21 protein-coding genes are annotated in these 23623 nt (G+C 70.1%); 14 read left to right on the top strand and 7 right to left on the bottom strand.

Annotation, left to right across the window (positions count from 1 at the left end):
- Nucleotides 1-15 precede the first annotated feature (15 nt).
- From OG948_RS24710 to gatC, 5 genes are all read right to left on the bottom strand, one after another.
- The gene (locus OG948_RS24710) at nt 16-318 is read right to left on the bottom strand and encodes a hypothetical protein (protein ID WP_406298568.1); all 303 of its coding nucleotides are present in this window, start codon (nt 316-318) and stop codon (nt 16-18) included.
- Between the two features lie 314 nt (nt 319-632).
- A complete protein-coding gene (gatB, locus tag OG948_RS24705) occupies nt 633-2117 on the bottom strand; it encodes an Asp-tRNA(Asn)/Glu-tRNA(Gln) amidotransferase subunit GatB (RefSeq protein WP_395873464.1) in 1485 nt (494 codons plus the stop codon).
- Between the two features lie 14 nt (nt 2118-2131).
- Nucleotides 2132-2368: a hypothetical protein gene (locus tag OG948_RS24700; RefSeq protein WP_406298567.1), complete on the bottom strand. Its 237-nt coding sequence runs from the start codon at nt 2366-2368 to the stop codon at nt 2132-2134.
- A 17-nt stretch (nt 2369-2385) separates the two neighbouring features.
- On the bottom strand, nt 2386-3879 hold the full coding sequence (gatA, locus tag OG948_RS24695) for an Asp-tRNA(Asn)/Glu-tRNA(Gln) amidotransferase subunit GatA (RefSeq protein WP_406298566.1): 1494 nt from the start codon (nt 3877-3879) through the stop codon (nt 2386-2388).
- Between the two features lie 5 nt (nt 3880-3884).
- Nucleotides 3885-4181: an Asp-tRNA(Asn)/Glu-tRNA(Gln) amidotransferase subunit GatC gene (gene gatC / locus OG948_RS24690; RefSeq protein ID WP_395873398.1), complete on the bottom strand. Its 297-nt coding sequence runs from the start codon at nt 4179-4181 to the stop codon at nt 3885-3887.
- A gap of 336 nt (nt 4182-4517) precedes the next feature.
- Here gatC and OG948_RS24685 point away from each other — a divergent pair, with 336 nt between their 5' ends.
- The 3 genes from OG948_RS24685 (at nt 4518) to OG948_RS24675 (ending at nt 7585) form a co-directional block, all read left to right on the top strand.
- A complete protein-coding gene (locus OG948_RS24685) occupies nt 4518-5438 on the top strand; it encodes an alpha/beta fold hydrolase (RefSeq protein WP_406298565.1) in 921 nt (306 codons plus the stop codon).
- A gap of 225 nt (nt 5439-5663) precedes the next feature.
- Entirely contained in the window at nt 5664-6611 is a 948-nt protein-coding gene (locus OG948_RS24680) for a LysR family transcriptional regulator (RefSeq protein ID WP_406298564.1), read from the top strand.
- 140 nt (nt 6612-6751) lie between these two features.
- Nucleotides 6752-7585 carry a serine hydrolase gene (locus OG948_RS24675; protein WP_406298563.1) on the top strand — a complete coding sequence of 278 codons (834 nt, stop codon included), beginning with the start codon at nt 6752-6754 and terminating at the stop codon, nt 7583-7585.
- Between the two features lie 144 nt (nt 7586-7729).
- On the opposite strand, the gene OG948_RS24670 is transcribed toward OG948_RS24675, so the two are convergent.
- Entirely contained in the window at nt 7730-8011 is a 282-nt protein-coding gene (locus OG948_RS24670; protein ID WP_406298562.1) for a type II toxin-antitoxin system Phd/YefM family antitoxin, read from the bottom strand.
- A 53-nt stretch (nt 8012-8064) separates the two neighbouring features.
- Nucleotides 8065-8922: a TetR/AcrR family transcriptional regulator gene (locus tag OG948_RS24665; protein WP_406298561.1), complete on the bottom strand. Its 858-nt coding sequence runs from the start codon at nt 8920-8922 to the stop codon at nt 8065-8067.
- A gap of 84 nt (nt 8923-9006) precedes the next feature.
- Between OG948_RS24665 and OG948_RS24660 the strand changes: the two genes are divergently transcribed.
- The 11 genes from OG948_RS24660 to OG948_RS24610 all read left to right on the top strand — a co-directional run bounded on the left by OG948_RS24660 (nt 9007) and on the right by OG948_RS24610 (nt 23361).
- Nucleotides 9007-9600 carry an NADPH-dependent FMN reductase gene (locus OG948_RS24660; protein ID WP_406298560.1) on the top strand — a complete coding sequence of 198 codons (594 nt, stop codon included), beginning with the start codon at nt 9007-9009 and terminating at the stop codon, nt 9598-9600.
- Between the two features lie 84 nt (nt 9601-9684).
- Nucleotides 9685-11241: an MDR family MFS transporter gene (locus OG948_RS24655; RefSeq protein ID WP_406298559.1), complete on the top strand. Its 1557-nt coding sequence runs from the start codon at nt 9685-9687 to the stop codon at nt 11239-11241.
- A gap of 70 nt (nt 11242-11311) precedes the next feature.
- Nucleotides 11312-12316: a methionine synthase gene (locus OG948_RS24650; protein ID WP_406300331.1), complete on the top strand. Its 1005-nt coding sequence runs from the start codon at nt 11312-11314 to the stop codon at nt 12314-12316.
- An 82-nt stretch (nt 12317-12398) separates the two neighbouring features.
- A complete protein-coding gene (gene ligA, locus OG948_RS24645; protein WP_406298558.1) occupies nt 12399-14660 on the top strand; it encodes an NAD-dependent DNA ligase LigA in 2262 nt (753 codons plus the stop codon).
- Nucleotides 14661-14792: 132 nt separating this feature from the next.
- Nucleotides 14793-16901, top strand: a complete 2109-nt coding sequence (locus OG948_RS24640) for a putative bifunctional diguanylate cyclase/phosphodiesterase (RefSeq protein WP_406298557.1) — start codon at nt 14793-14795, stop codon at nt 16899-16901.
- 216 nt (nt 16902-17117) lie between these two features.
- On the top strand, nt 17118-17729 hold the full coding sequence (locus tag OG948_RS24635; RefSeq protein WP_406298556.1) for a hypothetical protein: 612 nt from the start codon (nt 17118-17120) through the stop codon (nt 17727-17729).
- A gap of 141 nt (nt 17730-17870) precedes the next feature.
- Complete coding sequence (locus tag OG948_RS24630) at nt 17871-18404, top strand: SigE family RNA polymerase sigma factor (RefSeq protein WP_406298555.1); 534 nt, start codon at nt 17871-17873, stop codon at nt 18402-18404.
- Entirely contained in the window at nt 18401-19111 is a 711-nt protein-coding gene (locus OG948_RS24625; RefSeq protein WP_406298554.1) for a hypothetical protein, read from the top strand. Before OG948_RS24630 ends, OG948_RS24625 begins: the two co-directional genes overlap by 4 nt.
- Nucleotides 19112-19603: 492 nt before the next feature.
- On the top strand, nt 19604-21283 hold the full coding sequence (locus tag OG948_RS24620) for a recombinase family protein (RefSeq protein ID WP_406298553.1): 1680 nt from the start codon (nt 19604-19606) through the stop codon (nt 21281-21283).
- A 1329-nt stretch (nt 21284-22612) separates the two neighbouring features.
- Nucleotides 22613-22867, top strand: a complete 255-nt coding sequence (locus OG948_RS24615; protein ID WP_406298552.1) for a hypothetical protein — start codon at nt 22613-22615, stop codon at nt 22865-22867.
- Complete coding sequence (locus tag OG948_RS24610; protein WP_406298551.1) at nt 22864-23361, top strand: hypothetical protein; 498 nt, start codon at nt 22864-22866, stop codon at nt 23359-23361. Before OG948_RS24615 ends, OG948_RS24610 begins: the two co-directional genes overlap by 4 nt.
- Nucleotides 23362-23623 lie beyond the last annotated feature (262 nt).

Below are 23623 nucleotides of genomic sequence, written 5' to 3'. Positions count from 1 at the left end.
TCCGGCGTCACGTACTCACCGGGCGTGCAGGTGGAGGCTTCCTATGCTCCACCCGGATACGCCGCGATCGGAACTGAGACCGCCGGCACCTTGGCCGCTTCGCCGCTCTTCGCGCCGGGCCACCCGCGCGGCCTTGGCCGCACGCCGACCGGCCTTCAGCGCCTCACGGACCATCCGGTCGTGGTCGGCGGTCGCCCGCAGCTCGCGCTCACGGGCCTGGAACAGTTCGTACTCCAACACGGTGTCGACCTCCTGGTCACCGAACCGGTCGCTCCGGCTCGTGGTACGAGCCTCGCGTCCCAGGGGGCCTTCGGGCATCGGTCGGATGCCGCATCCGAGTCGCTCACCTCGTCCACAGCCGATCTAAGGCGCCCGAGAAGAACCCGATAAGGGGGTCGAACAGACCTAGGGAGAACCCCGGCCGAACATCACCCGGTACCTACGGACACCCCCGGCACACCCCCACGGCCGACGACACACACGCCGAAGGGCCCCCGATCGCAACGCGACCGAAGGCCCTCCTCGACGAACCACGAACCACGAACCACGAACGGCGAACCACGAACGGCGAACGGCGAACACGTCGAACGCAACGAACCCGCCGAACCGCCGAACCGCCGAACACCGACGGGTCAGGACACGCCCAGGCGCTCCAGGATCAGCTCCCGTACCCGAGCCGCGTCGGCCTGCCCGCGCGTGGTCTTCATGACCGCGCCGACCAGGGCCCCGACCGCCTGCACCTTGCCGCCGCGGATCTTGTCGGCGATGCCCGCGTTGGCCGCGATCGCCTCGTCCACGGCCGCGCCGAGCGCCGAGTCGTCGGAGACGACCTTGAGCCCGCGCGCCTCGACCACCGCGTCCGGCTCGCCCTCGCCGGCGAGCACGCCGTCGATCACCTGGCGGGCCAGCTTGTCGTTCAGCTCGCCGCCCTTGACCAGCGCGGCCACCCGCGCGACCTGGGCCGCCGTGATCGGCAGCGTGGCCACCTCGACGCCGCGCTCGTTGGCCCGCCGGGACAGCTCGCCCAGCCACCACTTGCGCGCCGCGTCCGAGTCGGCCCCGGCGTCGATCGTGGCCAGGATCACGTCCAGGACACCCGCGTTGACCATCGACTGCATCTCGAAGTCGTTGACGCCCCACTCGGCCTGGAGCCGGGCGCGGCGCAGCGACGGCAGCTCGGGCAGCGTGCAGCGCAGTTCCTCGACCCACTCGCGCGAGGGCGCCACCGGCACCAGGTCGGGCTCCGGGAAGTACCGGTAGTCCTCGGCCTCTTCCTTGATCCGGCCGGCGGTGGTGCTGCCGTCGTCCTCGTGGAAGTGCCGAGTCTCCTGCACGATGGTGCCGCCGTCGGTGAGCACCGTGGCGTGCCGCTGGATCTCGAACCGGATGGCCCGCTCGACCGAACGCAGCGAGTTGACGTTCTTGGTCTCGCTGCGGGTGCCGAACTTCTCCCGGCCCTTCGGGCGCAGCGACAGGTTCGCGTCGCAGCGCATCTGGCCGAGCTCCATCCGGGCCTCGGACACCCCGAGCGCGCGGATCAGCTCGCGCAGCTCGGCCACGTACGCCTTGGCCACCAGCGGGGCCAGCTCGCCCGCGCCCTCGATCGGCTTGGTGACGATCTCGATCAGCGGGATGCCGCACCGGTTGTAGTCGAGCAGCGAGTAGTCCGCGCCGTGGATGCGACCGGTCGCGCCGCCCATGTGCAGCGACTTGCCGGTGTCCTCCTCCATGTGCGCGCGCTCGATCTCCACCCGCCAGGTCTTGCCCTCGACCTGGACGTCGAGGTACCCGTCGAACGCGATCGGCTCGTCGTACTGCGAGGTCTGGAAGTTCTTCGGCATGTCCGGATAGAAGTAGTTCTTCCGGGCGAAGCGGCACCATTCGGCGATGTTGCAGTTGAGCGCGAGGCCGATCCGGATCGCCGACTCGACCGCGACCGCGTTGACCACGGGCAGCGCGCCGGGCATGCCCAGACAGGTCGGACAGACCTGGCTGTTGGGCTCCGCGCCGAACTCGGTCGAGCAACCGCAGAACATCTTGGTCGCGGTGCCCAGCTCGACGTGGACCTCCAGGCCCATCACCGGGTCGTAGGTCTCCAGCGCGTCCTCGTAGGACATCAGGCTGGTGGTACTCACAGGGCGTCGGCCTCCGTCAGCTCTTCCTCGACCTCGCGCATCGCGCGGATCAGCAGCGCGAAGCCGGTGACCACGGCGGCGGCGCTGATCACCGCGTCGGCCAGCTCCAGCTTGTCGTTCTTGCCGCGGGCCTCCTTGATCTGCTTGATCACGCCGATCGCGCCGAAGAGCTGCATGCCGACGCTGAAGACCTTGGCGACGTTGCTCTTGGGGGCTTTCTTCTTCTTGGCCATATCGACTCCTCGGAAAGTCAGAGCGCGGGTGCGCGGTCGAGCAGCGGGGCACCCCAACGGGACAGGTAGGCGGCCTCCACGGCGGCGCCCACCCGGTACAGCCGATCGTCGGCCATGGCCGGCGCGATGATCTGGAGGCCGACCGGCAGGCCGTCCTCGTCCGCGAGGCCGCACGGCAGCGACATCGCGGCGTTGCCCGCCAGGTTGGACGGGATGGTGCACAGGTCCGCGAGGTACATCGCCATCGGGTCGTCCGCACGCTCGCCGATCGGGAACGCGGTGGTCGGCGTGGTCGGCGAGATCAGCACGTCCACCTGCCCGAACGCGGCCTCGAAGTCACGCGTGATGAGCGTGCGGACCTTTTGTGCCTGGCCGTAGTAGGCGTCGTAGTAACCGGACGACAGCGCGTACGTACCGAGCATGATCCGGCGCTTGACCTCGGCGCCGAAGCCGGCCTCGCGGGTCAGCGACATGACCTCCTCGGCCGAGTGTTCGCCGTCGTCGCCGACCCGCAGTCCGTAGCGCATCGCGTCGAAGCGGGCCAGGTTGGACGACGCCTCGGAGGGCGCGATCAGGTAGTACGCGGGCATCGCGTAGGTGAAGTTCGGGCAGGAGATCTCGACGATCTCCGCGCCGAGTTCGCGCAGCAGCTCGACCGCGTCGGCGAAGCGCGCCAGCACGCCCGCCTGATAGCCCTCGCCGCCGAACTCCTTGACCACGCCGATCCGCAGGCCCCGGACGCTGCCGCTGCGCGCGGCCTCGACCACGTTCGGCACCGGCGCGTCGATCGAGGTCGAGTCGAGCGGGTCGTGCCCGGCGATCGCCTCGTGCAGCAGCGCGGCGTCGAGCACCGTGCGCGCGCACGGGCCGCCCTGGTCGAGCGAGGACGAGAAGGCCACCAGGCCGTAGCGGGAGACGCCGCCGTAGGTGGGCTTGACGCCGACCGTGCCGGTGAGCGCGGCGGGCTGGCGGATCGAGCCGCCGGTGTCCGTGCCGATCGCCAGCGGCGCCTGGAAGGACGCGATGGCGGCGGCCGAGCCGCCGCCGGAGCCGCCCGGGACCCGGGTCGGGTCCCACGGGTTGCCGGTCGGGCCGTACGCGGAGTTCTCGGTGGAGGAGCCCATCGCGAACTCGTCCATGTTGGTCTTGCCGAGGATGACCACGCCCGCGTCCTTGAGCCGGCGGGTCAACGTCGCGTCGTACGGCGGCTTCCAGCCCTCGAGCATCTTCGACCCGCAGGTGGTCGGCACGCCCTTGGTGGTGAACACGTCCTTGAGCGCGAGCGGCACACCGGCCAGCGGGCCGAGCTTGTCGCCGCGCGCGCGGGCGTCGTCGACGGCCTTGGCGGCGGCGAGCGCGCCGTCCGCGTCCACGTGCAGGAACGCGTGCACCTTGGCGTCGACGGCCTCGATGCGGTCCAGGTGGGCCTGGGCGATCTCGACGGCGGTGACCTTGCCGTCGGCGATGGCGGAGGCGGTCTCGGCCGCGGTCCAGCGAATGGTCTCGGTCATGGCCGTCACTCCTCTCCCAGGATGCGGGGCACCCGGAAACGCTGCTCTTCGGCGGCCGGCGCACCGGACAGCGCCTCCTCGGCAGTGAGCCCGGGGCGGATGACGTCCGGCCGCATGACGTTGGTCAGCGGCAGCGGGTGCGAGGTCGGCGGGATGTCGTCGGCTGCGACCTCGGCGACGCGGGCGACCGCGCCGATGATGTCGTCGAGCTGCGCGGCGAGGTGATCAAGCTCCTCGGCCCCGAGCTCCAGCCGCGACAGCCGGGCGAGGTGGGCGACCTCCTCGCGCGTGATGCCAGGCATGCAGCGGGTTCCTTCGGTTTGACGGGTGTGATGCAGGCCAGTCTATTGGCCCGCCGGCCGACACCGGCGCGGCCCGCCGGCGCCTCGCGACCCGCCCGCCGGCCCCGATCCGGCGGTACCCGGGTGCGAATAATTCCGGCCGGATGGCACATCTCGTCGAACAACCCGGAAGTAACTTCACTCAAATGCCAACTTCCGTTACCGACTGGGTAAGAGAACCTTGCGAAGCCACTCTCCGGTCTGCGTCCCCCCGCGTCGATCGGCCCTTCGCACAACTCTTGGGCCCGGCGTCCGAGAGCGCGCTCGTCAAGGACTCGGGGCTTGGGAGGGGACACGATGGCCGCCATCGTGCTGGTACACGGGATCGCGCAGGAATACAGGTCGGCCCACACACTCGAGGAGGAGTGGGTCCCACGTCTGGCCCGGGGAGTGAAGGCAGCGGGATTTCCCGAGGTCGCGGACCGGCTGTGGAAGTACCGCCACACCCGTCGCGGAATCGACGCGCGGATGGCGTTCTATGGTGACCTGCTCCGCCGGCACCCGTCGCAGGGCGAGATGATCGACGAGGACATCCAGCACGAGGTGACCGCACGCATAGGTCGCGAATGGCTGGATCGCGCCGCGGTTCGCGGCTCGGTCCCGCCGGAACGACAGCGTGCGGCACGGGAGATCGCCCGCCTGGAGGGCGGGCCGGGGGAGACGGGGCGCACCGTCGTGCTCTCCCCCACCTGCGGACTGGCCGGGCTGCGCTGGTTCGCCGCCGACGGCCCGGGCTCGGCCGGCGGCTTCGTGAACAAGGCGCTGACCCAGCTCACCCGCTACCTGACGGATGATCAGACCCGCAATCGGGTGCTGGATCGGGTCGGCGCCGAGATCGGCTTCGACACCAAGGTGGTGATCGGGCACTCGCTCGGTGCGGTGGTCGCCTACGAACTCGCGCACCGGCTGCGCAGACCACTGCCGCTGTTGATCACGCTCGGGTCGCCGCTGGGCCCGGACACCGTCGTCGACTCGTGGGTGCGACCGCAGCCCGCGCAGCCGCCGGCGTTCGTGGAGAACTGGGTGAACCTGGCCGACCGCGACGACCTCGTGGCGGCCGATCCCACCCTGTCACGGATGTTCCCGGTCCCCGCGGAGGGCGGGCCGGTGCTGCGTGGTGGATACACGGGCGAACACGGCGCGGAGCCGCACAAGGCCTGTTTCTACCTCCAGCGGCGCGAGATAGGTCGGAGTGTGGGGTTGGCCTTCGGAGCCTGACGTCGGCGCAGGACGCGGGGCCCGGTCGCACGACGCAGGGCTCGTTCGGGACGGATCCGAGCGGGCCCCGCGTTGTGTCGGCCGAGGGGGCTCGGCGTCGGATCGGCGCTGCCCGCCGGTCGGGTCGGTGCCGCCCACCGGCGCGAGTCGCTCGCCCGCTCCGGGATCGTGACCGGGATCGTGATCGGACCGGGAGCGATAGCCGGACGGCTATCATCGCCGGCCATGGACCTGCTCCGACATCTCCGGTACTTCCGGACCGTCGCGGAGGAGGGACATGTCGGCCGGGCCGCCGAGCGCCTGCGGATGGCTCAGCCGTCGTTGTCCCAGCGGATCCAGCGGCTGGAGCGCGAACTCGGCGTGCGCCTGTTCGACCGGAACAGCCGAGGCGTCGTGCTGACCCCGGCGGGCCGGGTCGTGCTGGCCGAGGCGGGCGAGTTGCTCGGCGCCGCCGACCGGCTCGGCGCGGCGGTGGCCGGGCTGCGCGGTGGGACCACCGGTGCGATCCGCGCGGCGGTCCCACCCGATCTCGGTGGTGCGGCGGTCGCCGCGATCCTGACCGGCTTCCGGGAGCGTTCGCCGGGCGGCGCTTTGGAGTTGCGCGAGCTGACCACCACCCGGCAGTTGCGCGAGTTGGCGGCCGGCACCCTGGACGTCGGCGTGGTCCGGCATCCGTGCGCGGTGGCCGACCTGGAGGTGGGCCCGATGCTGCGTCAACCGCTCGGCGTGCTGTTGGCCGCCGACGATCCGCTCGCGACCCCGACCGAGGTCGCGCTCGCCGACCTGACGGGGTGTGAGTTGGTGCTGTTCCCACGAGAGTTCGCCCCGGCGCTGTATGACGAGACGCTGACCGCGTGTGCCCGGCACGGGTGTACGCCGGCGGTCGTGCACGACGTGCCCGGCGGCGACTTCGCCCGGGCCCTGGTGTTGTCCGGCGCGGCGGTGGCGCTGGTCCCGCAGACCGCGCCCGAGCCGGGCACGGTGTGGCGCCCGTTGACGGGCGGGCCGCTCGCGTGGCGGACCTCGACGGCCTGGCCCCGGGGCACCGACGGGCCGGCCGTACGCGCGTTCGCCGAGACCGCGCACGCGGCGCTGCGGCGGCATGCCGGTGTCCTGGCCGAGCATCCCGGGCGGCCGCTCTTTCCGCGTCCGGCCTCGGAGTTCCCGCTGTGACCCGGCCCGGATCCGCACCTGGCTCACCCGGCTCACCCGGCTCACCCGGCTCGCACGCCTCTCACGCCTCTCACGGCGGCCGGCGGCGTGCCGCGCGGGCTCGGATCGCCGACGCGTTCGCCGACGCGGGAGTGAGCGGTGTGCTGCACGCGGTCGACATCGACACCGGCGCCGAAGTCGATCTGGGTGCGGACACGCTGTACAGCACGGCGAGCCTGCACAAGCTGTGTCTGGTCACCACGCTGTTCCGGGAGGCGGCGGCCGGTCGGGTAGAGCTGACCGAGCGGATCGAGCTGCCCGCGGGCGCGGCGCGCAGTCCGGGCGGGACCGGCGTGGCCGCGATGCTGGACCCGGTCACCATGTCGCTGCGCGACCTCGCGTCGCTCGCGGTCGCGGTGAGCGACAACGCGGCGGCCGACGCGCTGTGGGACACCCTGGGCCTGGACACGGTCAACGCGACGATGCTCGAACTGGGCCTGACCCGCACGGTGGCGATCGAGCCCCTGCGCGAGATGTACGCCGGTCTGCGGGCGGACGCGGGGCCGGGCGGCCCGGCCGCGCTGGTCGACCCGACCGTGGTGGCCCGGTTGCGGGCGCTGGACCCGAACCGGTCCAACCGGGGTACGCCGCGTGACCTGACCCGGTTGCTGGGCGCGATCTGGCGGGACGAGGCGTGTGCCGGCGAATACGGGGTGGGGCTGCGGCGGGTGCTCGGCCTTCAGGCGTGGTCGCATCGGTTGGCGTCCGGCTTCCCGTTCGACGACGTGCGGGTGTCCGGGAAGACCGGGACGCTGCCCACGCTGCGGCACGAGGCGGGGGTGGTCGAGTATCCGGACGGCGGCCGGTACGCGATCGCGATCTGCACCCGGTCCGCCGACACGTCCGCGGCACTCCCGGCCGCCGACGCGGTGATCGGAACGGCCGCCAGGATGGCGGTGGACGCACTCCGGCTGGCGCCTCGCGAGGTCGCCTGAGCCGGTTGTCGCCCGAATGGCTCATGGACCAAGCGGCTTCCGGGCCGTCCTCGAACGCCGGACGGGCCGGAAGTGGCCTGCCCGGCGCTCGGACGCTGCGGACCCGGGCCCGCCGGCCGCCGGACCGCCGCGGACGCAGCGGAATCAACCGTGGTGGGCCCGGAGCAGGGCGGCCATCTCCTCGAGGGAAACCGACCCTTCGACGCCCTCGGATTCCGACTCGTCCGCCCGCGTGTTGAGCCAGGATTCCTCCACCCGGTCCGCGAGCCGCCGCAGGCGCTGGTACTCGTGGATATCGATCACGATGGCCTCCTCCTTCCCCCGTCGCGTGATGATCGTCGGCGTCTCGTCCCGCCGAGCGCGTTCGAGGACGTCCGCGAGGTGGCTGCGGACCTCGGCCATGGAGGCGATCACGGGCTCACTCATGTCATGAATGTGTCAGATGTACGCGCAGTACATGGCGAGCCCGTCTCGCAACGTCAGATGCCCAGGCGGGTGGCGAGGCCGTCGAGGATGCAGTCGAGGGCGGTCTCGAATTGCCAGCGCGGATCGTCCTTGTGCCGAGCGGCCCCGAGGTACGCGTGGAAGGTGGGGTAGCGGCCCGTGTTCATCAGGTAGGTCATCTCCGGGGCGAGCTGCGTTCGCAGGGCGTGACCGTCGGCCGCACCCCGCACCTCCATCAGCCGCCGGGTGGCCACCTCGGAGGCGGTGCGACCCTGGACGAACGCACCGACCGTGTCCACCGCGACCATCAACTCATCCGGCGGAAGGTCGAGCTCGGCCAGTGCGGCCATCCCCCACTCGACCACCGCCAGCCGGTTCGGGGTGAGCGAGATCGCCGCGCGCGCCGACGGCAACTGCACCAGCCACGGATGCCGCAGGACGACGTCGCGGGTGCTCGTCGCGAGCGTCCGCAGCGTCGCCCGCCAGCCCGCGCCGGTCTCGGGCGCGGGCAGTTCGCCGTAGACCCGGTCGACCATCAGCTCCAACAGGTCGTCCTTGCCCGACACGTACCGATAGGCCGCCATCGGCGCGACGCCCAGTTCGGTCGCCAGTCGCCGCATCGTCACCGCGTCGATGCCCTCGGCGTCGGCGATCCCGACCGCGACCTCGGCGATCCGCGCCGGGGTGAGCACGGTGCGCGGCGCGGGACTCGGGTTCTCCAGCCGTTCCCACAGCGAGACCCGGGGTTCGCCGCCCGCGTCCGACCCTGCCTCCGGCTCCGCTTCGGCCGCCGAGGCCTTCTTCTTCTGCCCGGCCATGAGCGCGGCCCTCCCGAAGTGCGTGGACGCGGCGATACGGCGGATGCCGCGGATGTGTTGCCGCTGTGCGTACAACGTATCAAGAGTGGACGTCGTACACCTGCCTGTGTACGTTGTATTTCGACGGATACGTTGTACACACAACATCGAGGAGCCGGCATGCCCGCCACCACCCCCCTGCGCCTCGCGATCATCGTCGGCAGCACCCGGGACGGCCGTTTCGCGCCCATCGTGGCCGAGTGGACGCGCGCCCACGCCGCCGGTCGCGACGATCTGACCGTGGACGTCGTCGACCTGATCGAGACCCCGCTGCCCACCGTGTTCCCGGCCTTCGGGCAGCCGCCCGCACCCGGCACCGCCGAGTTGCTCGCCGAGGTGTCGCCCCGGCTGGCCGCCGCCGACGCGTTCGTGATCGTCACGCCGGAGTACAACCACAGCTTCCCGGCCGCGCTGAAGAACGCGATCGACTGGCACAACCGGGAGTGGCACGCCAAGCCGGTCGGCTTCGTGTCCTACGGCGGGGTCTCCGGCGGCCTGCGCGCGGTCGAGCAGCTTCGGGTCGTGCTGGCCGAGCTGCACGCGGTCACCGTGCGGGACACGGTCAGCTTCCACGGCCACTGGGACAAGTTCGACGCCGACGGCAAGGCCGTCGACCCGGCCTCGGACGCCGCCGCGAAGACCATGCTCGACCAACTCGTGTGGTGGGCGCACGCCCTGCGCGACGCCAAGGCCGTCCGCCCCTACGCGGCCTGACTCCTCCTCACCCTTCGAGCCCGACGACCCTCCCCGAACCCGACGACACTCTCGAACCCGACCACCCGCCACGGGGGAAGCGCCATGTCACACGAATCCGAGACCCCACCCGGCAAAATCCCGTTCGGCGTCGTCGGCCTGGTCCTCGGCATGTTCCTGGGCATGCTCGACGGCACCATCGTGGGCACCGCGCTGCCCACCATCGTCGGCGAACTGGGCGGCCTGGACCGGCTGTCCTGGGTGGTGACCGCCTACCTGCTCGCCGCCGCCGCGACCACACCGATCTGGGGCAAGCTCGGCGACCTCTACGGTCGCAAGGGCGTGTTCATGGCCTCGATCGGCGTGTTCCTGGTCGGCTCGATGCTCTCCGGGATGGCCCGGGACATGAACGAGCTGATCGCCTTCCGCGCCGTCCAGGGACTGGGCGCGGGCGGACTGATGGTCGGCGCGTTCGCGCTGATCGGCGTGCTCGTACCGCCGCGCGACAGCGGCCGGGTGCAGGCGCTGTTCGGCGCGATCATGCCGATCGCGCTGATCGGCGGGCCGCTGCTGGGCGGCTTCCTCACCGATCACCTGGATTGGCGCTGGGCGTTCTACGTCAACGTGCCGATCGGCCTGCTCGCGCTCGCCGTCGTCGGCCTCGGCATCCGGCTCGACACCGTGCGGATCAGGGCCCGGATCGACTACGCCGGTGCCGCGCTGCTCACCACCGGGATCGTCGCGCTGACCCTGCTGGCCGGCTGGGCGGGCACCACGTACGCGTGGACCTCGCCGCAGATCCTCGGCCTGGCCGCGCTCACCGTCGTCACGCTGGCCGCCTTCGTCCCGGTCGAGCGCCGCGCGGTCGAACCGATCATCCCGCCCCGGCTGTTCGCCGACCGCAACTTCGCCGTCGCACAGGCGCTCGGCTTCCTGGTCGGCGCGGTGATGATGGCCGCGAGCAACTACCTCCCGCAGTACATGCAGTTCGTGCGGGGCGCCTCTCCCACGGCGGGCGGGCTGCTGCTCCTGCCGCTGATGTTCGGCATGCTCGGCGTACAGATCGCCGCCGGCCGACTGATCAGCCGCACCGGTCGCTACCGGGCGTACCCGATCCTGGGCGGCGCGGTGATGATCGTCGGCGCGCTCGTGCTGCTCGGTCTGGGCGTGCACACCCCCACGGCCGTGGCCTCGGCGCTGACCCTGGTGATCGGGGTCGGCGTGGGCTTCGTGATGCAGAGCACGATCCTGATCACCATGAACAGCGCCGACCCGCGCGACCTGGGCGCGGCGAGCGGTACCGCGACGCTCGCCCGGACGATCGGCGGCTCGCTCGGCGTCGCGCTGCTCGGCGCGGTGTACGCGCACCGCTTCGAGGCCGGCCTGGGACGCGACCACTCCGGCGGAGCCGACCCGACCCCCGCCGCGCTGCGCGAGTTGCCCGCCGCCACACGGGACGCCTTCCACACGGCGGTCACCGGCGGTCTGCACGGCGTGGCGATCGGGCTGGCGATCCTGTCCGCGCTCGCGTTCGCCTTGTCCTGGTTCGTCCGCGAGGTCCCGCTGCGCTCGGCCCCCGACGCACCGGCCGGATCCGCCGCGCCGAACACCACACCGGGCACCGCCGCGCCGGCCGCCGGCGCACGAGCCGCGTCGAACTAAGCTTCCGGGCGTGGACACCCCAGAACGTACTTCTCCCCGGCCACCCGGCAGCGCCACCGGGGTCGGTTCCATGCCCGGTGAGGACATCCGCGAGACCGTCAAGATGGTGCTCGGTCTGCTGACCGACCTGCCGCACCTGCCCGAGTTGCCCGCTCGCGGTCCGGGCGCCGACCTGACCGGCCGCTCGGCCGGGATGCTGGTCGACCTCTACACCGACGTACAGCCCTCCGGGTGGCGCTTCGTGGACCGCCCCGGGCGCGACCACCGCCGGGCCCGCTCGTACCTGGGCCAGGACCTGGACGCCCTGGAGGAGTTCACCCAGGGCTGGACGGGTCCGCTCAAGCTCCAGGTCGCGGGCCCGTGGACGCTCGCCGCCACGATCGAACTGACCTACGGCGACAAGGCGTTGGCCGACCCGGGCGCATGCCGGGACCTGGCCGTGTCGCTCACCGAGGGCATCCGGCTGCACGTGTCGGAGGTGGCCCGACGGATCCCCGGCGCCGACCTGATGCTGCAACTGGACGAGCCCGCGCTGCCCGGCGTGATCGCCGGCGACGTGCCCACCGCGAGCGGCTTCGGCCGGCTGCGCGCCGTGGACAAGGCGGTGGTCCGCGACACGCTGCGGGACGTGATCGCGGGCGCGGGTGTGCCCACGATCGTGCACTGCTGCGCACCCGGCACGCCGATCACGCTGCTGCGCCAGGCCGGCGCGGCGGGCGTCTCGCTCGACGTCTCGCTGTTGCGGCAGTCCCAGGACGAATCGATCGGCGAGGCGGTCGAGGCCGGCTTCCACCTCTTCGCCGGCGTGGTGCCGAGTCTGCCTCCGGAGAGCGACGCGTCCGAGGTCAAGCCCGGTGTGGGAGCGCGTCCACTGTCCGACCCGCCCGGTACCGTCAGGTCTGTCGGAACGTTGTGGAACAGGCTCGGTTTCCCGCCGGAGTCCCTGGCCGAAGCCGTCGTGGTGACCCCCACGTGTGGCCTCGCCGGTGCCTCTCCGGCGTACGCCCGGGCCGCTCTGTCCCACAGCGTGGCTGCCGGCCGGGTGCTTCGGGACGACCCCGAAGGCGCCATGTAGCGAAACGCGGCGGCGCGCCTCGGCGACCGCCCGCGGGACGCCGCGAACCTCATTCGAACTGGTGGCGCTGGAGGGCGACGACGTGGCTGGTGCGACGACCGGAGTGGACGAGATCCCGGCCGAGGTGCGCGAACGCGCCGCGACCCTCGCCCGTGAGCTGGAGGAGCACCGCTTCCGCTACTACGTGAAGGACGCGCCGGTGGTCAGCGACGGCGAGTTCGACGCGCTGATGCGGGAGCTGGAGGCGATCGAGGAGGAGTATCCGGCGCTGCGCACGCCGGATTCGCCGACCCAGAAGGTGGGCGGCACGTACTCGACCGACTTCACCTCGGTGGACCACCTGGAACGCCTGCTCAGCCTCGACAACGCGATGAACGAGGACGAGCTCGACGAGTGGGACGACCGGCTCACGCGCGAGTTGGGGACGGGGTCGTTCCACTATCTGTGCGAGCTGAAGATCGACGGGCTGGCCGTCAACCTGCTGTACGAGAACGGGCATCTCGTGCGCGCGTTGACGCGCGGAGACGGGCGGACCGGCGAGGACATCACGCCGAACATCCGGACGATCGCCGAGATCCCGACGAGGTTGCGCGACGACGGCGGGCACGACGTGCCCGAACTGGTCGAGATCCGAGGCGAGGTGTTCTTCCCGATCGAGAAGTTCGACGAGCTGAACGCGCAACTGGTCGCCGCGCGCACGGCGGCCGAGCAGGAGAACGAGGAACGGCGCGCGCAGGGTCTGGCCGTGAAGGCGCTTCCGCCGCAACCGTTCTCCAACCCGCGCAACGCCGCTGCCGGATCGTTGCGGCAGAAGGACCCCCGGGTGACCGCGTCCCGCCCGCTGCACATGATCGTGCACGGCATCGGCGCCCGTCGGGGCTTCGACATCGACTGCCAGTCGCACGCGTACGAACGCCTGCACGCATGGGGGCTGCCGACCGCGCAGCACAACAAGGTGGTCGACACGATCGAGGAAGTGAAGGAGTTCGTCCGCTACTTCGGCGAGCACCGCAACTCGGTCGAGCACGAGATCGACGGCATCGTGATCAAGGTCGACGAGATCCCGATCCAGGGCCGGCTCGGCGCGACGTCGAAGGCACCCCGGTGGGCGATCGCGTTCAAGTACCCGCCGCAGGAGGTCAACACCAAGCTGCTCGACATCGAGGTGGGCGTCGGCCGCACGGGCCGGGTGACGCCGTACGCGGTGATGGAGCCGGTGACGGTGGCGGGATCGGTGGTGGCGTACGCGACGCTGCACAATCAGAACGTGGTCAAGGCCAAGGGCGTCTGGATCGGCGACACCGTGGTGCTGCGCAAGGCGGGTGACGTGATCCCGGAGATCCTCGGCCCGGTCGCCGACCTGCGTCCCGCGGACGCCCGCGAGTTCGTGATGCCGACCGAGTGTCCGGAGTGCGGCACCGAGTTGCGGGCGATGAAGGAGGGCGACATCGACGTACGTTGCCCGAACGCCCGTTCGTGCCCGGCGCAGTTGCGTGAGCGCCTGTTCTATCTCGCCGGCCGCAAGGCGCTCGACATCGACGGCATGGGCTACGTCGCGGCGACCGCGCTGACCCAACCGTCGGAGCCGGCCGTACCGCCCGTGGTGAACGAGGGCGATCTGTTCTCGCTGACGGTGGAGCAGTTGTTGCCGATCAAGGTGGTCGTCCGCGAACAGCGGACCGGCATGCCCAAGATCGACGAGAAGACCGGCGAGCCGAAGGTCGTGACCTTCTTCGCCAACCAGAAGGGCGAACCCAAGCAGACCGTCGCCACGCTGCTCGAGGGTCTGGAGAAGGCCAAGACCCAGCCGCTGTGGCGCATCCTGACGGCACTGTCCATCCGACACGTCAGCGACACCACCGCCCGGGCCATCACGAGCGGCTTCCACGACCTCGATCGGCTCGCGGCGGCCTCCGAGGAGGAGATCGCGGCGGTCGACGGTGTCGGCCCGATCATCGCCAAGGCGGTCACCGAGTGGTTCGCCGAGGAGTGGCACCGCGAGATCATCGAGAAGTGGCGCGCCGCCGGCGTACGGCTCGCCGAGGAAGGTTCGGACGAGGAGAAGGCTCCCGGCCCGCTCGACGGAATTGTGACGGTCGTCACCGGAACGCTTGTCGGATTCACCCGGGACAGCTCCAAGGAGGCCCTGGAACAGCTCGGCGCCAAGGTGACGGGTTCGGTCTCGAAGAAGACCGACTTCGTGGTTGTCGGCGACAATCCCGGCTCCAAATACGACAAGGCCGTGCAACTGGGGCTGCCGATCCTCGACGACGAGGGCTTCGCGGTGCTCCTGGCCGACGGGCCCGAAGCGGCCCGTGCGTGGGTGGCCGAGCGTGCCGGCTGATAACCCTCCCTAGCGATGCCGGAACGACCTACCCTGGGCGGGAGCTTGCCCACCCGGCGGGCTCGGTGCCCCACAGGCGTACCCGTCCCGGCGCCCGGGATGCCGCCCGACGAGGCCGCAGGGAGCAGGCGCATGGGTCGGATCGGCAGGACGGACCTGTCGCGACTGGCGCGACCACGCGCGTTCTTCATCCACACCGGGTTGGTCGCACTGGTCGGCGTGTTCGCACTCGTCGTACCACCCACGATCGCCCTGGCAGACGGTCATTGTCCGGTCCCGCTGACACCCGGCGTGTGGATCATGCTCGCGTTGGTGTCGATCGACGGCGTGTACACGGCGCTCACGCGCCGGGGGTTGTACATCCCCGGCGCCATGCCGTCGATCGCCATCACGTTCGGCCTGCTGCTCGTGCACGGGTGGCAGGTCGCCGCGCTGTGGCAGGCCGTTCCGGTCCTGGTCTCCGGCCTGCTCAGAGGCGATTCGTGGTGGCGGGTCGGCTACACCATGGGCCACTACGTACTCGCCTTCATCGCCGCCGACGTGGTGCTCGGGCTGTTCGGCATCGAGCCGGGTCCGGACGAGGCACGCGGGCTGAGCGTGGTGGACTTCCCCGTGGTCGCGCTGGCCGGGCTCGCGATGGCGGCCGTGTCGCAGATGTCCGGATGGCTGGCCCGGGCGAGTTGGCGCGGGACGAGTGTGTTCACGCTCGTGCGCGCCGAGTTGCGGCAACGGGTGGTCTCGCACGGAGCGCTGATCGGCCTGTCCCCGCTGATCGCCGTCGTGGCCGCGGAACAGCCCTGGCTGCTGCCGCTGTTCGTGGTCCCGCTGCACACCCTCTACCGCAGCACGATGGTGCGTTTCGACCGTGAGCAGGAGTCACGGCACGACGCGCTCACCGGCCTGCCGAACCGGCGGTTGTTACTGGAGCGCGGCGAGGAGGCGCTGGGCCGGGCCGGCGGCCGAGGCGGCCGGGTCGCCCTGTTGCTGCTCGACCTGCACCGCTTCCACGAGGTCAACGACACGCTCGGACACGTCGCCGGCGACCGGCTGTTGCAGCAGGTCGGCGCGCGCCTGGAGACGCTGGTCCGCCCCGGGGACACGGTGGCCCGCCTCGGCGGCGACGAATTCGCCCTGCTGCTCCCGGGATTGGACATGGGCGCGGATCGGCAGACCGCGCAGGAGGTGGTCCTCGGGCTCGCCCATCGCATCGTCGACCGCCTCGGCGAGCCGTTCGACCTGGACGAGTTGACGCTGGACGTCGAGGCCAGCGTCGGGGTCGCGATCTTCCCGGATCACGCCTCCGACGTGCTGGGACTGCTGCAATTCGCCGACGTGGCGATGTACTTGGCCAAGCGCTCGCGCAGCGGCGTGGAGTTGTACGACGACTCGCGCGACGTGAACACCCGGGACAAGCTGCTGCTGCTCGGCGATCTGCGGCGGGCCCTGGACAACCACGAGGTCGAGTTGCACTACCAGCCGAAGATTCGGCTGGCCGACGGTCGGGTGGACGGCTGCGAGGCGCTGGTGCGCTGGCGGCATCCGACCCGGGGTCAGGTCTCGCCCGAGGAGTTCGTACTACTGGCCGAACAGACCGGGCTGATGCCCCGACTCACCCGCTACGTGGTGGACGTCGCACTGGACCAGGTGGCGCGCTGGCACGCGGAGGGCATCGACGTCCCGGTCGCGGTGAACATCTCCGCGCGCGACATCCATGTGCCCTCGTTCGCCGACTCGGTGGCGGCCGGCCTGCATGAACACGGGGTGTCGGCGGGCGCGTTGCAGTTGGAGATCACCGAACGGGTGCTCCTGGAGGAACCGCAGCGGGCCGCCGAATCGCTGGACGCGCTGCGCCGGTTGGGCGTGCGGCTGTCTCTGGACGACTTCGGCACCGGCTACTCCTCGCTCGTGCACCTGCGGCACATCCCGGTGAGCGAGATCAAGATCGACCGGTCGTTCGTGGCCCGCCTGACCATGAACGAGGAGGACGCCGCGATCGTCTGCTCGATCGTGCAACTCGCCCACTCGCTGGGTTTGCGCGTGGTCGCCGAGGGCGTCGAGGACGAGGCCACCTACCAGCGCCTGCGCGAACTGGGCTGCGACGCGGCCCAGGGCTGGTTGATGTCCAAGGCGCTGCCGAGCGACGAGGCCACCGCGTGGCTGCTGCGCCACGGTGCGGGCGCGCACGCCACACCCGCGGCGCCGACCGAGATCCACCACCACCGCCGGGCCGACGTGAGCTGAGTCCTTCGGCGCGGGCGGAGGTCCGGCGCCTCGCCGGTCCTCCGGTTGCCGCGCGTCGGTGCGTCGGCACATCGGCACGCGTCGGCGCGACCGGGGGCGCGAAAAAGATCCGTCCTCGGCCGAGCAACGATTTCCGGAATCGTCCCGTCAGGAGGGGTGGCCGGGTCGACGATCCGGCCCAAGTCACCTGCTCGGCACGACAATCGGAGCCTTCTGATGACGATGACCTCGACCACGCGGCGAAGCCGCACCCGCATACTCGTCGCCGCTCTCGGCGCGGCGGCCGTGGTCGCCCTGGGCGGCGTGGCGTTCGCGTCCGGCGACGACAACCCGGCCGATCCGACCGGTCCGCAGCCGACCCGAGTCGCCGCCGCGCCCGCCGCACCCGCCGCTCCCGTCGCGTCCTCGCCGGCGCGCGTGGTCGACCCCGAGGAGCGGATCGACGTCGGCGGCGGCAACTCCACGTGGCTCACCACGGAGGGCTATCACTTCGTCCAGAACGCGGCCCAGCATGGCGCACAGTTCGGCGAGGCCGTCCTCTTCAGGGACTTCCCGGTCGGCACCGTCGACATCCGCGCGTACGAGGGACGGGGGTCCAATCTGTACACCGGTGCCTACCGAGGCAACGGCGTGGTCGCCCGGGTGACCGTGGAGGTCGCGGGGCGGACGCTGGAGGCGAAGCTGCTGACCCTCGCGGGCTCCCCGGGCTGGTCCGCGTTCTACGTCGAGGGCCCCGTGGTGCCCCTCCCGCAGTCGAAGCTCGACCCCCCGTTCACCGCTCCCGTCAAGGTCTACGCGGCGGACGGCACCGTGCTCGCGAGTCTGTAGCAACGCTCGACCGGACCCCTCGACCGAACGCACGGGGGTTCGCACGATGACCTGCCGGTGGTGCGAGGCGAGCGCTCGCCTCGCACCACCGGCACGCCGTCCGATCTCCGGCGCAGCCGGGCCATCCAGTTGAGGATTCGCTTGAACACCACGAAGGACGCGGAGTTCCGGGACTTCATGAGCAGCCGCTGGTCGCACCTGCTGCGCACCGCGTTTCTCCTCACCGGCGGCAATCACCACGACGCGGAGGACCTCGCCCAGAGCACGTTGGCCAGGGTCTACGCGAAATGGGAGCGTGTCCGGCACAGCGAGAACATCGACGGCTATGTACGGCAGATCATGGTCAACGTGCACACGGACCGGCATCGACGACGCCGCGTCCGGGAGTGGATCACCGCCCGTGTACCGGACGTTGCCACCTCGGACCGAACCGGGCGGCTCGCCGACCGCGACGTGTTGCTGACGGCTCTCGCCCGCCTGCCCGCCCGGCAACGCGCCGCGGTGGTGCTGAGCTATTTCGAGGACATGTCGCAGGCGGAGGTCGCCGCGGCCCTCGGGGTCGGACTGGGCACGGCAAAAAGCCAGGTTTCCCGGGGGCTGGCGAAGCTGCGCCAGGACGGCGCGTTGCACGGCCTCCGGAACACGGACGCGCTGACGAAGGAAGAAGCCCGGTGAACGAGGACCACGACGTACTGCGCGCGATGCTCGGCGAATCCGCCGCCCGGGCCGCGGTCGGCGCCGCACCGATCGAGTCGACGATGCGCCGCGGCCGAGCACTGCGCACCCGGCGTCGGGCCGCCGGCCTGGCCGCGACGGTGGCCGCGCTCGGCGTGCTGGGCCTGGGCCTGGGCGGCGTACTCGACTCCTCGCCGTCCGCACACCGGTCGGCCGTCGCGCCGGAACAGACCCGCCGACCGCTCCCGCCACCCACCGTGCAGCCACTCGTGGTCGCCCCCGACCAGCGCGTCGACACCGGCTTCCGGCACAGCACGTGGCTCACCTCGGACGGCTACCACTTCGTGTCGAATGCCGCACCCACCGGCAATCAGTACGGAGAGGCGGTCCTGGATCCGAGGTCCCACCCCGACGACGCCGATCTGCGGGTCTTCCGAGGCCCCGACTCGACTCTGTACACCGGTGCCTATCGAGGCGCCGCCCCGGTGGGCCGAGTGTTCGTGACCGTGAACGGTCGCACCCTCGAAGCCCGAACCCTCACCCTCTCCGGAAAGCCCGGCTGGTTCGCGTACTACCTCGAAGTACCCACGGCCGAGACCCGCTTCCCGACGACCACGCCCGAGACGCCCGACGGCGCCGACGTCTACACCGCCGACGGCACATTCCTCACCCACACGTCCTCGACCGAACCGACCGTCAACCTGTGACGGGGCTGCGTCGCCCGGAAGTGGGCGGCGCAGCCGGGTGGTTCGTCAGGTTGGTCGGCGGGGGTCGACCCGAAAAAGCATCGCGGGCCGCCTCACTGCGCTTCGGCCGCCGCCGCCCGCTCGTGTTCCAGCACCGCGGCTCGGTCCGCCTCGCTCGCCTCGATGCAGAACTCGTTCCCGGCCGGGTCTCCGAACACGCTTGTCTAGGTGTTCTGGAGGCCCTGTTTCATGTCGGCATCTGTGCAGGTCAGCGCCACGGGGAAACCCTCGCTCCCCCTAGGGAATGTGGGCTCCGCAGAGCATTCCGGGCGATCGTTGATCCCTACAGAGGGTATGCAGCGCAATCCTTCGACCAGCGGCGAGTCATCACCGATCCCTTCATATCCCCGAGAGAACCTTTCGTCACAGGGGGACGGGCCAACGCTGACCGCTACCGACACACACGCCGTTCCGTCGCACAGGGGCGGGCAAGCACTGAACCCCACACCAGGTGTGGAGACGTTTACGTTGCGGGGCATCAGTGCCATCCGCCTTTCCGTACTGACCGATGAGACCACCTCACCCACCCGACAGCGTGACGCGAACGACCAGGCCGCCGGCGCGCTAAACATCGAATTCGTCGGGGAAGCCCTCGACCTGGACGTGAGCGCGTCCAAGACCACCCCGTTCGACCGGCCCGAATTGGGCGACTGGCTCACCCGCCCGGACGCGTACGACGCGATCGTGTGGTGGCGCTTCGACCGCGCCGTTCGATCCCAGCAGGACATGCACGACCTCGCGAAGTGGGCCATTGAACACCGCAAGATGCTCGTGTTCGCGCACGGGGTCGGCGGGGGCTTGCAGACGTTCGATTTCCGCAACCCGATGGACCCCGTCACGCGAATGATGCTCAATCAGTTCGCGTTCGCGGCCGAGATGGAAGCTTGGGCGATCAAGGAACGCGTGACCGGCGCGCAAGCCGCCATGCGCACCATGCCGCTTCGGTGGCGCGGCGCACGCCCCCCGTACGGGTACATGCCCGCCCCCATGCCCGCCGAGTTCGGCGGTTCCGGCCAAACCCTGATCCCCGACCCCGATGCCGTTGAGGTGATTGAGCGCATCATTCGCGAACTGATCTCCGGCAAGACCGCGAGTGCCATTGCCCTCGGGCTCAACACCGACCAGGTCGCCACACCGCGCGATCACTGGTCACTGAAGAAGCAACGCGCCACGGGCGGCAAGCCCGGCGGAGCCAAGGGCGAGAAGGGAGTCAGCCGCGAACGGTTCATGTGGAACCCAACGACCATCAAGCGACTGTTGACATCCCCGACACTGCTCGGCTGGAAAATGCACAAGGACAACCCGGTACGCAACGCCCAGGGCGCCCCGGTAATGGCGACCGCCGACCCGATCCTGACCCGCGCCGAGTTCGACCGAATCGGCGAGCTGTTTGCCGAACGTGCCATCGACAGCAGCGAACGCAAGGACACGGGTGCGCTGTTGCTGCGGGTTATCCACTGCCACACGTGCGAGGCACGCATGTACCAGTCGAACCCGACCCGCAAAGGCAATGCGGTGAACGGGCATTACAAGTGCAACGCCCATGCGCGCGGGGCAAGTTGTGACCTTCCGGCGAACGTTCGCGCCGATTGGGCGGACGCCTACGCAGAGCGCGAGTTCCTGCGCATGGTCGGCGGGATCGAGATACACACCGTGCGCGTCGTGCCCGGATACGACCCCGCCCCGGAGATCGCCGCGACACTCGCCGAGTTCGAGACACACCAGGAGGAGAAGGGACGGCAGAAGTCGAACGCCGGACGTGCGGCGTGGCAGCAGCGCGCGGACGCTCTCGACACCCGCCTAGCGGAACTGGAAGCCCGCCCCAAGGTCGAACCCGTGCGGGAAGTCGTGGGCACCGGGCGTACGTTCGCCGACGAGTGGGCCGGCGCCGACATGGCGGGCAGGCGCGCCATGCTCGTGGAGGCCGGCGCCCGGCTCACGGTCAAGCGGGGTACGCGTGGCGGGTGGCGCAAGCTTGACGAGTCCCGAGTCGAGTTCACCGTGCGCGGCGACCTGGACCCGGCGATAGAGGAGTTGATGGCCGTTGTCGAGGACTACTCGAACCCCGAACGCCCGGACGTGCCCACCATCGGGCGCGTACGGCTGCGCCTGATGGAGCCTGTAGCCGCGTAGCGGCCCCTGTGAGGCACCGGAAGCCCCGGCGGATCCACTTGGACCCCGGGGCTTTGTCATGCCCGCAGACGGGCGCGTGTGGCCGGACGGGGCACGGAGTGACGTGGTGATGTTCAAAGGGGTGTCCCTGGGATGCCTTAAGAACTTTCTAATACATCCCCAGGCAGGCCCTTCGAACATCACCACGTCACCCCCACCCCGCCGTGAACGAAGGTGAGACGGGGATCACAAGTCCGGATCGAGTGGTTCGGGACCTTTTGCGGACGACCACTGACCACTACAGGTAATGAGCCCCTTTCTCGACCTGCGATCGGGTGCGACGCGGATCACAAGTCCGGATTGAACGATTCGACCCGTATCGCAGGACATCGCAGCGCCCCACAATCCCGGGGGACAAGAGCCCCTGCCGACCCCACCCGGGGGGCAGGGCCGGACGGATGACGAAGTGACGCGGTGACGGGGGTCTGTTAAGTGCCAGGTCTCAAGTAGAGCCATGTGACTTGCTGATGTTGCATCAGTAATGGTCATAGCTCTTTTTAGTTGTGTGTTTCTTGCACAGGGCTTGCGAGTTGTCTGCTCCTGTCTTGCAAGACGGCGGGGGTACAGTGATTGAAAGGTGACCAGAAGTGAGAATCACAGTGTCCGATGTTCCCGTGATATCGGAAGTGTTGCGATCCGTCGCACACGGCATACGCCCCCCGGCGTTGTGGTGCCCCGTATCGCGCTGTTGGGTTCGGTCGGAACCGCCCCACGCGCCGTTGGACCCGGCCCTATGGCGTCCGGTGTTCGCCGACTACCTACGGGAATTGGAGCACGCAGGACCCGAGGTGTACGGCCTGCCGAACGTTCCTCTATCCCGCGACGGTCGGCCAGTCAGGACCGAGGAACTCCGCCCGGTTTCCTGGGGGTCGCTGGCCAAGGGTCTGCGGTACCTGTCCGGCCCCGTGGTCCGGGATCTCAAAGAGATCGTCTCGGGTGATCCGTTGTTTCGGCGCGAGTCGGCTATGTCGCCGGAGAGGTGGCTTTCGCTGTGCCGTCAGTCGGCGGGGGGTTTCGCGTCGCGCCGTGACTTGTTGGCAGCGTTCCGGCTTGCGTGCCCGGATGCGGTGATCGGGGATCGGGCTTTCCTGGTGTTGGCCCGGGGTGTTCTCGGCCGTGACGGTCGCTTCGGTCCGATGGGGGCGCGTGGCCCGTGGGGGTTCCGGGTTGTCCTGCCGGGGCGTGAGCACGGGATGGTTTCCGCCGCGTAGGCGATCGAGTAGCAGTAATCCAGTCTTCCCCTGAAAGTCCTTTCGGGGGTTTTTTCATGCGCACACATGGAGTGGATGAATGATTATGAAGGCCGAGCATTACTCGGAGAATCCGGATCGGCAGGCGACGAAGCTTCGACTTCGCGCCGGGCTTTGGAAGTACAGCGCGGAAATGGAACGTCTCGCCGAGTTGAGTGTCAGCAATCCGGACGGTGCGGGCCGATTGAGCCCCACTCTCCGGATGTCGCTCGGGTATTACCTGAACGACAAGAAGATCGCCGCGCAGAGCGGCCGTGACGTGTCCGCCGCTGGAAACGAGGGAGTGACCGCATGAGTTCCGAGGTTGAGAAGGCCGCCGAGAAGCTGGCCAAGCTGCAAGCACAAGCCGAGAGGTACTCGACTCCGCTTGCCGAAGCTCATGCAGCGCTAGAGGCCGCGCGAGTGGCGGAAACCGAGCGGCAGGCCGAGCGTCGTAAGCAGTACAGCCGTGACTACCTCAAGACGTATCGGGAGCGCGCCGACGCGGTGATCCAAGATGGGAAAGCCGCGCATGAGCGGTTCAAGGAACTGATCAGCGCCGAACCCTGGTTCATTGCCTATGCCGAATACCGCGCCGGGCGTGAGAAGCGCCGGCACGTTCTGGATGCCGCGCAGGCTGCTCAGACGGTATTGGGCGAGGTGAACACTATTCCGGAACAACGCTGGTACGAGTCGTCCCTACTCCAAGACATTGTGAAATTGGCGGATGCGAAGGCAACTGAGATCGGGGGCGAGTACGACAAGGAACTCACCGCCGAGCGCGACGCCTACGTGAAGGGCACGGACTAGCCATGGCCGTTGACGCGTTGGACCCCGGCCCGAACGGGGACTATCCGTACTTCCCCCGGGACGCATTGGGTCGCCCCGTGTGGAGTGACACCCCCGATTCCTTGCCGGTCGTGAACGGCGGGGCTCCGATGCCGCGCGGTATCCGTCGACAGCGTTCGGTCGATGACGGCCTGGCCTTGATCGACGTGACGCCGCTCGGGCCGGGCGGGGTGCCGATCGATCCGCCGGTCATCGCTCCGCGGAGGGGGGCGGATGCTTCGGG

Source organism: Embleya sp. NBC_00888, assembly GCF_045207655.1.
GTDB lineage: Bacteria > Actinomycetota > Actinomycetes > Streptomycetales > Streptomycetaceae > Embleya.
This window is presented reverse-complemented; position numbering and strand designations above follow the sequence as displayed.

Bases quoted from the DNA above. Each gene is read 5' to 3' on its own strand.
- OG948_RS24610 (WP_406298551.1), top strand. From the start codon at position 22,864: ATGAGTTCCGAGGTTGAGAAGGCCGCCGAGAAGCTGGCCAAGCTGCAA.
- OG948_RS24650 (WP_406300331.1), top strand. From the start codon at position 11,312: ATGCCCGGTGAGGACATCCGCGAGACCGTCAAGATGGTGCTCGGTCTG.
- OG948_RS24615 (WP_406298552.1), top strand. From the start codon at position 22,613: ATGATTATGAAGGCCGAGCATTACTCGGAGAATCCGGATCGGCAGGCG.
- OG948_RS24655 (WP_406298559.1), top strand. From the start codon at position 9,685: ATGTCACACGAATCCGAGACCCCACCCGGCAAAATCCCGTTCGGCGTC.
- OG948_RS24660 (WP_406298560.1), top strand. From the start codon at position 9,007: ATGCCCGCCACCACCCCCCTGCGCCTCGCGATCATCGTCGGCAGCACC.
- gatA (WP_406298566.1), bottom strand. From the start codon at position 3,879: ATGACCGAGACCATTCGCTGGACCGCGGCCGAGACCGCCTCCGCCATC.
- OG948_RS24635 (WP_406298556.1), top strand. From the start codon at position 17,118: ATGACGATGACCTCGACCACGCGGCGAAGCCGCACCCGCATACTCGTC.
- OG948_RS24710 (WP_406298568.1), bottom strand. From the start codon at position 318: ATGCCCGAAGGCCCCCTGGGACGCGAGGCTCGTACCACGAGCCGGAGC.
- OG948_RS24700 (WP_406298567.1), bottom strand. From the start codon at position 2,368: ATGGCCAAGAAGAAGAAAGCCCCCAAGAGCAACGTCGCCAAGGTCTTC.
- gatB (WP_395873464.1), bottom strand. From the start codon at position 2,117: ATGTCCTACGAGGACGCGCTGGAGACCTACGACCCGGTGATGGGCCTG.
- OG948_RS24670 (WP_406298562.1), bottom strand. From the start codon at position 8,011: ATGAGTGAGCCCGTGATCGCCTCCATGGCCGAGGTCCGCAGCCACCTC.
- OG948_RS24685 (WP_406298565.1), top strand. From the start codon at position 4,518: ATGGCCGCCATCGTGCTGGTACACGGGATCGCGCAGGAATACAGGTCG.
- OG948_RS24680 (WP_406298564.1), top strand. From the start codon at position 5,664: ATGGACCTGCTCCGACATCTCCGGTACTTCCGGACCGTCGCGGAGGAG.
- OG948_RS24640 (WP_406298557.1), top strand. From the start codon at position 14,793: ATGGGTCGGATCGGCAGGACGGACCTGTCGCGACTGGCGCGACCACGC.
- gatC (WP_395873398.1), bottom strand. From the start codon at position 4,181: ATGCCTGGCATCACGCGCGAGGAGGTCGCCCACCTCGCCCGGCTGTCG.